Origin of the sequence: Hydrogenophaga sp. OTU3427 (genome assembly GCF_038440225.1) — a bacterium.
GTDB lineage: Bacteria > Pseudomonadota > Gammaproteobacteria > Burkholderiales > Burkholderiaceae_C > Hydrogenophaga.
The window spans coordinates 70,794-81,825 of record NZ_JASATI010000023.1; the positions used below are offsets into that span (position 1 = coordinate 70,794).

At 70.7% G+C, this 11,032-nt stretch carries 10 protein-coding genes; 3 read left to right on the forward strand and 7 right to left on the reverse strand.

The window, feature by feature from the left end:
* Positions 1–100 precede the first annotated feature (100 nt).
* Positions 101–2,188 carry a replication restart helicase PriA gene (gene priA, locus AAHB17_RS14500; protein ID WP_342131337.1) on the forward strand — a complete coding sequence of 696 codons (2,088 nt, stop codon included), beginning with the start codon at positions 101–103 and terminating at the stop codon, positions 2,186–2,188.
* Between the two features lie 6 nt (positions 2,189–2,194).
* On the opposite strand, the gene AAHB17_RS14505 is transcribed toward priA, so the two are convergent.
* Genes AAHB17_RS14505 through AAHB17_RS14515 form a run of 3 tightly spaced genes read right to left on the reverse strand, consistent with a single transcriptional unit; the run spans position 2,195 to position 3,976 of the window.
* Positions 2,195–2,713 (reverse strand): TA system VapC family ribonuclease toxin, encoded by a 519-nt coding sequence (locus tag AAHB17_RS14505; RefSeq protein WP_342131338.1) that lies wholly within the window; start codon positions 2,711–2,713, stop codon positions 2,195–2,197.
* Entirely contained in the window at positions 2,706–2,939 is a 234-nt protein-coding gene (locus AAHB17_RS14510; RefSeq protein ID WP_342131339.1) for a hypothetical protein, read from the reverse strand. The genes AAHB17_RS14505 and AAHB17_RS14510 overlap by 8 nt, the downstream gene beginning before the upstream one ends.
* A 59-nt stretch (positions 2,940–2,998) precedes the next feature.
* Entirely contained in the window at positions 2,999–3,976 is a 978-nt protein-coding gene (locus AAHB17_RS14515) for a LysR family transcriptional regulator (protein ID WP_342131340.1), read from the reverse strand.
* Positions 3,977–4,080: 104 nt separating this feature from the next.
* Between AAHB17_RS14515 and AAHB17_RS14520 the strand changes: the two genes are divergently transcribed.
* Complete coding sequence (locus tag AAHB17_RS14520) at positions 4,081–5,298, forward strand: M20 aminoacylase family protein (RefSeq protein WP_342131341.1); 1,218 nt, start codon at positions 4,081–4,083, stop codon at positions 5,296–5,298.
* A 55-nt stretch (positions 5,299–5,353) separates the two neighbouring features.
* Positions 5,354–6,346 carry a Bug family tripartite tricarboxylate transporter substrate binding protein gene (locus AAHB17_RS14525; protein ID WP_342131342.1) on the forward strand — a complete coding sequence of 331 codons (993 nt, stop codon included), beginning with the start codon at positions 5,354–5,356 and terminating at the stop codon, positions 6,344–6,346.
* A 78-nt stretch (positions 6,347–6,424) separates the two neighbouring features.
* Here the strand turns inward: AAHB17_RS14525 and AAHB17_RS14530 are convergent, their stop codons facing one another.
* The 4 genes from AAHB17_RS14530 to AAHB17_RS14545 form a co-directional block, all read right to left on the reverse strand.
* Positions 6,425–6,835, reverse strand: coding sequence for a low affinity iron permease family protein (locus AAHB17_RS14530; protein WP_342131343.1), 411 nt, complete (start codon positions 6,833–6,835; stop codon positions 6,425–6,427).
* Positions 6,836–6,950: 115 nt separating this feature from the next.
* Positions 6,951–9,155 carry a catalase/peroxidase HPI gene (gene katG, locus AAHB17_RS14535; protein WP_342131344.1) on the reverse strand — a complete coding sequence of 735 codons (2,205 nt, stop codon included), beginning with the start codon at positions 9,153–9,155 and terminating at the stop codon, positions 6,951–6,953.
* 229 nt (positions 9,156–9,384) lie between these two features.
* A complete protein-coding gene (locus AAHB17_RS14540; RefSeq protein WP_342131345.1) occupies positions 9,385–10,332 on the reverse strand; it encodes an AEC family transporter in 948 nt (315 codons plus the stop codon).
* Positions 10,333–10,380: 48 nt separating this feature from the next.
* Positions 10,381–11,032: acid phosphatase (locus AAHB17_RS14545; protein ID WP_342131346.1), on the reverse strand; the 652-nt coding region annotated here is incomplete at its 5' end.

The following is an 11,032-nucleotide window of genomic DNA, read 5'->3' on the forward strand; positions in this document are numbered from 1 at the left end:
ACAAAGTTATCCACAGAAAATCGGGATATCGTCCAAAACGCTGTCAAATCAAATACTTAAGTGCGATACCGCATGTGAGACAGCACAAAACCGCGCCAACATGAGCCACCTGCTCCCCGTGGTGGTGGCCACCCCCGCGCACAGCGGCCTGGGCCCCAGCCTGACCTACGAACACCCCCACCTGCTGCCGCCCGGCACGCTGGTGCGGGTGCCGCTGGGCAAACGCGAGGTGCTGGGCGTGGTGTGGGACGGTGCGCCAGCCGAGGGCGGCGCCGACATGGCCACCCGCCCCATCACCGAGGCGCTGGACGCGCTGGTGCCGCTGCCGGCGGCCTGGCGGCAGCTGGTGGGATTTGCCGCCCGCTACTACCAGCGCAGCCTGGGCGAGGTGTCGCTGGCCGCCCTGCCGCCGCAGCTGCGCGAACTCAATGGCGTGCAGCTGGCGCGCCGGCTCAAGCGGGCGCCAGCCGCCCCGGCCACCCATGTGCCGCCCGCCCTGCCCGAGCTCAGCCCTGAACAGCAGGACGCCATGGTCCGCCTCGACAGCGCGCGCCAGCCGGTGTTGCTGTTTGGCAGCACCGGCAGCGGCAAGACCGAGATCTACCTGCGCGCGGTGCAGCAGCTGCTGGACGCCGACCCCTTGGCCCAGGCGCTGGTCATGGTGCCCGAGATCAACCTCACGCCCCAGCTGGAAACCCGCTTTGGCGAACGTTTTGGCGCCGCTGGCGTGGTGGCCATGCACAGCGGCATGACGCCGCCGCAGCGCCTGGCCAGCTGGCTGGCCGCCCACAGCGGCGCGGTGCGCATCGTGCTGGGCACGCGCATGGCGGTGTTCGCCAGCCTGCCGCACCTGCGCCTGATCGTGGTCGACGAGGAACACGACCCCAGCTACAAGAGCCAGGAAGGCGCGCGCTATTCGGCGCGCGACCTCGCCGTCTACCTGGCCAAGCAGGTCAACGACGCCCACTCCACCGAGGCCACCGGCCCGGCCCACTGCCGCGTGCTGCTGGGTTCGGCCACGCCCTCGCTGGAGAGCTGGCACGCCGCCGAGAGTGGACGCTACCTGCGCCTGGCCATGCCCAGCCGCATCGGCGGCGGCAGCCTGCCGCGCCTGCGCCTGGTCGACATGAACCACCAGCCGCGCAAGACCCTGCTGGCCCAGCCGCTGCTGGACGCCATCACCGAACGCATCGCGCGCGGCGAACAAAGCCTGCTGCTGCTCAACCGCCGGGGCTACGCGCCGGTGCTGGCCTGCCACGACTGCGGCTGGAAAAGCGAGTGCGCCCACTGCAGCGCCCACCGCGTGTTCCACAAGATCGACCGCACCCTGCGCTGCCACCACTGCGGCTTCACCGAGCGCGTGCCGCGCGCCTGCCCGGCCTGCGGCAACCTCGACATCGCGCCGCTGGGCCGGGGCACCGAGCAGATCGAGGAGCACATCATCGAACGCCTGGCCGGCGTGTTGCGCCCCGACGGCACCCCCGCGCAGGTGGCCCGCATGGACGCCGACAGCACCCGCCTCAAGGGCAGCCTGGAGCAGCACCTGGCGCGCATGCACAGCGGCGAAGTGGACGTGCTGGTGGGCACGCAGATGGTGGCCAAGGGCCACGACTTCCGCCGCATCACCCTGGTGGCCAGCGTCAACGCCGACGCCGCCCTGTTCGCCAGCGACTGCCGCGCGCCCGAGCGCCTGTTCGCCCTGCTGATGCAGGCCGCCGGCCGCGCCGGGCGCGACGCCAGCCTGGGCGCGACCAGCGAGATGTGGGTGCAGACCGGCTACCCCCAGCACCCGCTGTTCGCCGCGCTGCGCCAGCACGACTACCCCAAGTTCGCGGCCCAGGAACTGAGCGACCGCGAGGCCGCCGCCATGCCGCCGTTTGCCCACCAGGCCCTGGTGCGGGCCGACGCGCGCAGCCAGGAAACGGCGCAGGCCTTCCTCAACGAAGCGGCCGCCCTGGCCACCGAACTGCCCGGCGCCGACCAGGTGACGGTGTTCCCCGCCGTGCCCATGACCATCCAGCGAGTGGCCAATGTGGAGCGCGCCCAGATGCTGCTGGAAAGCCCGTCGCGCATCGCGCTGCAGCGCTTTCTGGCGGCCTGGCAGCCCACGCTGCTGGCCGTGCGCCAGGGCCCGGCCGGCAAGGGGCTGGTGCGCTGGGCCATCGATGTGGACCCGCTGAACCTGTGATCGCGCTTATGGGCGCAGTTGCGTCCAGCGGGGCAGCTGAAAGCGGGCGAAATCGGCGTCGAAGCTGACCAGGCGCAGTCCGGCGGCCTGCGCCGTGGCGGCCAGCCAGGCATCGGTCCACAGGCGGGGTGGCGGCTCCGGCGCCAGCAGTTTGGGCAGGACGGCGTCGGCGCTTTCGTGGTCGGGCACAAAGGCCACGCCGGGCTGGGCGCGCAGCTCGCGGTAGACGCCATGCGCCTGCACCAGGCTCAACGCGCCATCGCCCATCAGCTTGGGCTGGCTCAGCAGCCGCACCAGGCCCATCATGGTGGGGCGGCAGAAGCACAGGCGCTGACCGCGGGCCATGGCTTCTGCCATGCCGTCCCAATACTGGCGGGCGGCGCCGTGGTGCGGGTGTTCGGGCATCACCAGAGCCAGCCACACGTTGAGGTCGGGCAGGTCGCCTTGCAAAGGTGGCGTGGTGTCGGTCAGCCAGGCGGCGGGCGGCTCGGCCGTGTGCTGACGCGTCGTCTTGAGCTCACTCATCGGCCAGGGCGCTGAGGTCGGCATGGCTCAGCAGGGACACCGGCAGCGCCAGCGGGCGGCCCAGCCGCACCTCTGGCAGTGGCGCGGGGGGCGGCACGGACACCGGTGCCTGCAATCCCCGGGTGACCAGCTCCAGCACCAGGTCGCGCAGGCTGCGCCCCTCCAGGGCCGCGCGGGCCTTGAGGTGACGCATCAGCTCGTCGGGCAGGTCCAGGGTAGTTCGCATAAAAGCATATTAATGCGTTGGCGACTGCGTGCGAAGTGCGGCTCGACGAGCGGGCGCGCTCAGGGCCTGTCGGTGGGGCCGTCCTGCACGAATTCCACCGAATGCCGCACCCGGCGCAGCTCGGGCGCGTCCGACGCCGCCCAGGCCCGCACCTGCGCCAGGAACAGGGCGATGAAGCGGGCGGCGGCGTGGGAGGGCGCTTCCTGCGCGCGGCGGATGATGCCCACCACGTGGGTGCGGAAGCGTTCGCGCAGCTGCAGCGCCACCAGGCTGTGGCGCAGGCTGTCGGTTTCCACCAGCGGCCAGGGGCAGAAGGCCACCATGTCGGTCTGCTGCACCAGGGTCTGCACCATCAGGGCGGAGTGCGCCACGTGGATGTGGTGCTGGGGCGGCGTCACGCCGTGCTGGCCGAACAGGTTGTCCATCAGCGACGCCCGTTCGCCGGGGGTGAAGTTCAGGATCCAGTCGTCGTCCAGCAGCTCGGTGATGGACTGGGCGCCCGCGCGCGGGTGGCCGCGCCGGGCCACCACCGTCATCTCGTAGCTGAACAGCGGCTGCGCCTGCAGGCCCCGCATGGCGTCGTCGGCCGCGATGCGTCCGATCACCAGGTCGAGGCCGCCCTCGCGCAGCTTGGGGTAGGCCTGGGCGGACAGGCCGTCGAACAGCTCCAGTTGCACGTGGGGCAGTTCGGCGCGGAAGACCGGGACCACCCGGGCCATCAGCGTCTGCGCCACCCAGGGCGTGATGCCGATGCACAGGCGCTCCTGGCCGCCCGAGTCGCGGTGCCGGGCCAGGGCCTCGTCGGCCAGCCGCAGCTGGGCCAGCACCTGCTGGGCGTGGGCCAGCAGGTCCAGGCCCGCCGGCGTGAAGCCGATGCCGCCGCCACGGCGGGTCAGCAGCGCCACCCGGGCATCGGCCTCCAGCTCGCGCAGGCCCTGCGTGACCGTGGCCTGGCTGACCCCCAGGGCACGCGCGGCCGCGCGGATGCCGCCCGCCGAAGCGAGGGCGACAAGGTGGCGGAGCTGGTGCACTTTCATGCCGGCCCATTATGGGCACACCTGGTCAAAAGACAGGCATTGCCATTCAATGAAAGGCATGACCTGCCTGACGGCGGGGCGGCGCGGCTCCTAGACTTTGTCCCATGTCATCCACCCCCCACACCACCGCCGCCGCCGACAAGGTCTTGCCCGCGGTGCGCGAGATCGCCGCCGAGATGGTGGCGCTGCGCCACCAGATCCACGCCCACCCGGAACTGGCCTACGAGGAATTTGTCACCAGCGACCTGGTGGCCAGCCGACTGGCCGAGTGGGGCTACGCGGTCCACCGTGGCCTGGCCGGCACCGGCGTGGTCGCCACCCTGCGGCGCGGCAGCGGCACCAAGCGCCTGGGCCTGCGGGCCGACATGGACGCCCTGCCCATCCAGGAAACCACCGGCCTGCCCTATGCCAGCCAGGTGGCGGGCAAGATGCACGCCTGCGGCCACGATGGCCACACCGCCATCTTGCTGGCGGCGGCCCGGGCCATCGCCCGGCAGCCCGACTTCGACGGCACGCTGCACCTGATCTTCCAGCCGGCCGAAGAAGGCCTGGGCGGCGCCCGGCGCATGATCGAGGAGGGGCTGTTCGAGCGTTTTCCCTGCGACGCGGTGTTCGCGCTGCACAACATGCCCGGTTCCCCGGTGGGTCGGTTCGGCTTCAAGGAAGGCCCGTTCCTGGCGTCCTCCGACTCGGTGATGGTGACCGTGACCGGGCGTGGCGGCCATGGCTCGACGCCGCACCTGACGGCCGACCCGGTGGTGGCGGCGGCCCACATCATCGTGGCGCTGCAGACCATCGTCTCGCGCAACGTCGACCCGCGCGACGTGGCCGTGGTGTCGGTGGGCGCCATCCACGGCGGCGATGCGCCCAACGTCATTCCCGGCAGCGTCACCATGCGCCTGACGGTGCGCGCCCACCGGCCCGAGATCCGCGCCATGCTGCGCGAGCGCATCACCGAGCTGGTGCAGGCCCAGGCGCGCACGCTGGGCGTGAGCGCCGAGGTGGACTACCACTGGCGCTACCCGGCCCTGGTCAACGACGAGGCGGCCACCCGGTTCGCGCGCCAGGTGGCGCTGGACTGGCTGGGCGAGGACGGTGTGCTGCCGCCGCTGCAGCCGCTGACGGGCAGCGAGGACTTTGCCTTCATGCTGGAGCACTGCCCCGGCAGCTACCTTATCGTGGGCAACGGCGAAGGCGATCACCACGCGACCGGGGGCTGCTCGGTGCACAACCCGGGCTACGACTTCAACGACGCCATGCTGCCCATCGCGGCCAGTTACTGGGTCCAGCTGGTGCGCCGCTTCCTCGCACCCTCGGCCTGAGAACGTCAACACGTTCTGAACGCTTCCCGATTCCTCCACCTTGCCCCACACCACCATGTCTCACCGCTCACCACCCGTCCGCCGCCGCCTCGCACTTGCCGTCCTGGGCCTGGCCGCCGCCGCTTCCCTCCCGCCCGTGGCCGCCCAGACGGCCTACCCGGCCAGGCCGATCCGGGTGGTGGTGGGCTACGCGCCCGGTGGCTCGGTCGACATGGTCGCCCGCGTGGTGGCCGACATCCTGACCGCCAAGCTGGGCGCCACCGTGGTGGTGGAGAACCTGGCCGGCGCGGCCGGCGTGGTGGCCGCGCAGCGCGTGGTCGGCAGCCCGGCCGACGGCTACACCCTGCTGGCCGGGTCGAGCAACGAAATGGTGGCCACCGGCCTGGTGAATCCGGCGCAGAAATACGACCCGCAGACGGACCTCACGCCCGTGGGCGTGGTCGCCACCGCCTCGGTGCTGCTGGTGGCCGGCCCCAAGCTGAACGTGCACACCACCGACGAGTTCCTCACGCTGCTCAAGCGCCACCCGGGCAAGTACAGCTACGGCAGCTCGGGCGTGGGCTCGCTCCAGCATTTCGCCGCCGAGCTCCTGAAGCAGCGGGCCGGCGTGTTCATGACCCACATCCCCTACCGTGGCACGGCCGCGCTGACCAGCGATCTGGTCGGCGGGTCGCTGGACTTCGCCCTGGTGTCGCCCACCGCCGCCGCGCCCTTCCTGCAGAACCAGCGCTTCACGGCCCTGGGCATCACGTCGGCCAAGCGATTCCCGTCCTTGCCCCAGGTGCCGGCGCTGGGCGAGCACCCGCAGCTCAAGGGCTACGAACTGTCGGGCTGGTTCGCGCTGGCCGCCCCCAGGGGCCTGCCGCCCGAGATCACCCAGCGGCTGAACGCGGCGCTCAAGGCCGGCCTGGCCGAACCCGCCTACCGCCGCCGGCTGGAGGAGGGCGGCGCCATCCCCGCGACGGGTGGCGAAGACCTGGCGCGGCTGATGCGTGAAGACGCGGACAAGTACCGGCAGCTGGTCAAGTTCGCCAACATGCGCGAGTGACCTTGGCGCCCCCCGCCGTCTGACCTGGCCAAGCCAGCCCGGCGGTGCCCCCGGCTGGGCCGTTTCGTGCCGCGCTGCTCAGGGCTCCGGGGTGTCGGTGTCCAGATCGCCCTGGGCCAGCCGCACCCGCGCGGCGGCGGCCAGGGCCTGGTACTTCAGCTTGAAGGCGTCCAGCCTGTCCTCTTCCAGTTCTTCCAGGTCCATCAGGGCGTTGTGCGCGCCCTGCGTGGCGCGTATGAGTTCGTCCAGCTTGAGCTGAATCGCCTCGGTGTCACGGTTCTGGGTGTTCTGGATCAGGAACACCATCAGGAAGGTGATGATGGTGGTGCCGGTGTTGATGACCAGCTGCCAGGTGTCGCTGAAGCCGAACAGCGGCCCGGTCAGCACCCACACGATGATGGTGCCCACGGCCATCGTGAAGACACGCGGACGGCCGCAGAAATGGGCGGTCGATTTGGCGAATCGGGCGTACCAGCTGGCTTGGCGCATGGGTGGTCCTTGGCGGTGGATGGGCGTGCCGCCAGTATCGCCACATGGGCCGGCTTGGGACGAAAAAAAGCCGCGCGACAGGGCCACGCGGCTTGGGGTGGGCTTCTGGCCGGCTTCAGAAACGGTCGAGGTTCATGACCTTGGTCCAGGCGGCGGCGAAGTCGCGGGCGAACTTGCTCGCGTTGTCGTTCTGGGCGTAGGCCTCGGCGATGGCGCGCAGCTGCGAGTTGGAGCCGAAGGCCAGGTCGACGCGGGTGGCCGTCCACTTCACGGCGCCGGTCTGGCGGTCGCGGCCTTCATAGGTGTTGTCGCCGGTGGGTTTCCAGGCGGTGGACATGTCGACCAGGTTCACAAAGAAGTCGTTGGTCAACTGGCCGGCGCGTTGGGTGAACACGCCGTGTGTCGATCCGCCGTGGTTGGCGCCCAGCACCCGCAGACCGCCGACCAGCACCGCCATCTCGGGTGCGCTCAGGCCCAGCAGCTGCGCCTTGTCCACCAGCATTTCCTCGGGCGAGACGTTGTAGGCCTTCTTGCGGTAGTTGCGGAAGCCATCGGCCACGGGTTCGAGCACCGCGAACGATTCGGCATCGGTCATCGCGGCCGTGGCGTCGGTGCGGCCCGGGGTGAAGGGCAGGCTCACCTGGTGACCGGCCGCCTGGGCGGCCTGCTCCACGCCCACGTTGCCGGCCAGCACGATGAGGTCGGCCAGCGACACCTTCTTGCCACCGGCGGCGCTGGCGTTGAAGGCACGCTGCACCTCCTCCAGCACCGCCAGCACCTTGGCCAGTTGGGCCGGCTGGTTGGCCTCCCAGTCCTTCTGGGGCGCCAGGCGGATGCGCGCGCCGTTGGCGCCGCCGCGTTTGTCCGAACCCCGGAAGGTGGACGCCGAGGCCCAGGCGGTGGACACCAGTTCGGCCACGCTCAGGCGGGCGGCGGCGATGCGGGCCTTCAGCTCGGCGATGTCGCGGGCGTCCACCAGCGGGTGGTCGACGGCCGGCACCGGGTCCTGCCAGATCAGGTCCTCGGCCGGCACCTCGGGGCCCAGGTACAGGGCCTTGGGGCCCATGTCGCGGTGGGTCAGCTTGAACCAGGCGCGGGCGTAGGCGTCGGCGAACTCGTCGGGGTGGGCGGCGAAATGGCGCGAAATCTTCTCGTAGGCCGGGTCGAAGCGCAGCGACAGGTCGGCCGTGGTCATGTGCGGCGGGTGCTTTTTATGGGGGTCGTGGGCGTCCACCACCATGTCCTCGGGGGCCACGTCCTTGGCGCGCCACTGGATGGCACCGGCGGCCGTGGTCATCTGCTCCCACTCGTACTTGAACAGCACCTTGAAATAGCCCATGTCCCACTGGGTGGGGTTGGGCTTCCAGGCGCCCTCGAAGCCGCTGGTGGTGGTATCGCCACCCTTGCCGCTGCCATGCTGGTTGATCCAGCCCAGGCCCATCTCCTCCATGGGCGCGGCCTCGGGCTCGGGGCCCACCAGGGCGGCGTCACCCGCGCCGTGCATCTTGCCGAAGGTGTGGCCGCCAGCCACCAGGGCCACGGTCTCGTAGTCGTTCATGGCCATGCGGGCGAAGGTCTCGCGCACGTCCTGGCCCGAAGCCACCGGGTCGGGCTTGCCGTCCGGGCCTTGGGGGTTCACGTAGATCAGGCCCATCTGCACGGCGGCCAGCGGGCTTTCCAGTTCGCGCTCGCCGCTGTAGCGGCTGTTGGGCTTGTCGCTGGTGGCCAGCCACTCCTTTTCGGCACCCCAGTAGATGTCTTCTTCCGGCGCCCAGATGTCGGCCCGGCCGCCGCCGAAGCCGAAGGTCTTGAAGCCCATGGTCTCCATGGCCACGTTGCCGGCCAGCACGAACAGGTCGGCCCAGGAGATGGCGTTGCCGTACTTCTGCTTGAGCGGCCACAGCAGGCGGCGCGCCTTGTCGAGGTTGCCGTTGTCGGGCCAGCTGTTGAGCGGTGCGAAGCGCTGGTTGCCGGTGTTGGCGCCGCCACGGCCGTCGGCGGTGCGGTAGGTGCCGGCCGCGTGCCAGGCCATGCGGATGAACAGGCCGCCGTAGTGGCCATAGTCGGCCGGCCACCAGTCCTGGGACTGCGTCATCAACGCGGCCATGTCTTTTTTCAGGGCCGCGTAGTCCAGCTTTTTGAAGGCTTCGGCATAGTCGAAGTCGGGGTCCATGGGGCTGGAGACCGGCTGGTGCTGGTGCAGGATGGACAGGTTGAGCTGCTTGGGCCACCAGTCGGCGTTGGACTGGGCGCCATGGGTGGCGCGGGCGCCGCCAGCGGCGTGGAAGGGGCACTTGGCCTCTGCGGACGGTTGGGTCATGGTGGGTCTCCTTGAGGTGACAAAAAGCGGATCAGCTGGCCAGCGCCAGGGCGGCGAGGCGTTCCAGCCACTCGCCCGGCAGGTCCAGCATGGCGAAGGTGTTTGACGCTGTCATGTCGGGCTCCCGGTGTGTGTTGGAGCCTTCACTTTAGGATTTCACAATCGATTTTGCCATTCGATTGTTGATATCTATGTAATAGGCGGCGCCTATGGCCGCGCGGCGTCGGGGTCAGCGCGTCAGCGACACCGCGCCCGAGAAGGTGAGGAAGGCCGCCGCCGTCGACACCAGGATGATGCGGGCGATGCGGCCGTTGTCCGCGCCCAGGCGCTCGGCCAGCAGCGAGACGTTGCTGGCGCTGGGCAGGGCGGCCACCAGCACCATGACCTTGAGGGCAAAGGGGTCCAGCGGCGCACCCAGCTGGATGGCGCCAGCACCGGCCAGCAGCACCAGCAGCGGGTGCAGCACCAGCTTCATCAGCGCCACCGGCAGGTAGTCGCTCAGCGGCATCGGGTGGTTGGACGTCATCTGCGAGCGCGCCAGCACCGCGCCAATGGTGAACAGCGCCACCGGAGAGGCCGCGTCGGCGAGCAGCCAGACGGTTTTCTCGACCGGACCGGGCAGGCTGAACTGCACGGCCGAGGCCGCCGCGCCCAGGATGATGGCCCAGGGCATGGGGTTGGTGGCCACGCCCTTGAGGGCGCTGCGGGCGGCCTGGGCCGCGCCGCCCGGGCTGTCCAGCCGCGAGAGCGCCACACACAGGGAACTGGTGATCACCATGTCCACCGTGATCAGCACGATCACCGTGCCCACCGCCGGCGGCCCCAGCAGCGCGGCGATCAGCGGCACGCCCATGAAGCCTGTGTTGGGAAAGGCCGCCACCAGCGCGCCCAGCGAGGCGTCGTTCCAGCGGATGCGGTGGTTCAGGCTCATCGCGATCGAGAAGCCCACCATGATCAGCGCACACAGCAGGTAGATGCCCGCCACCGCCCCGTCCAGCAGCTGGGCGATCGGCGTGGTGGAGCCGAAGCGGTACAGCATGCAGGGCAGGGCGAAGAACAGCACGAAGCCGTTCAGGCCGGGGATGGCCTCCAGCGGCAGCATGCGCTGGCGTGCGGCCACGAAGCCGGCCAGCACCAGCGCGAAGAAGGGGAAGGTGACGAGGAGGACTTGCAGCACGCCGGGGATTGTCGCAGTTGCCGCGGCCGTCCCCCGCGCGCTGCCGCCTTATCGCAAGGCAGCGGCCTCGGCGGCGCAGTCGCGCTGCGCCTTGGCGCCGGCGGTGCGCTGGGCTTTCACCTCGCGGCTCGCGGCCGCCAGCTGCGCCTGGAACACCGGGTCGGCGTGTTGCCGCGCCACCGTGGCCGCTCCCATCACGCGGCCCATGTCGACGTCGCTCTGCCAGTGCACGCCGCAGACCACGCGGCTCTGGCCAAAGGCGTGGCCACGCGCCAGCAAGGCATCGGCCCGTTCGGGTGCCACCTCGGTCAACACCAGCGCCCAGGCCCACCCCAGCGCGGCGTGGCCCGAGGGGTAGGACCCGTCCTTGACCAGGCGGGGCTCCTCCGGCGGGTTGCAACTGGCCACCTGCTGGGCGACGAAGGGCCGGGTGCGGTTGTAGTTGTCCTTGGCGCGGTAGGTGGACAGGCCAGCATCGGCCAGCGTGCGGCGCAGCAGCATGTTGAGGTGCGGCGTGCGCTCGGCGCTGATCTCCAGGTCCAGGGCGCAGGCGAAGGTTTCGGCGGCCTGGGGGAAGTGCAGGTTCGCGTCCCGCGCCGCCAGCTGCCAGCGGGGCGAGCCCACCAGCGCGCGTGTTTGCTGGAAGGCGGCCAGATCGTTGGCCCCGGCCCCCCCCCCCCCCCCCCCCCGCGGGGGGGGG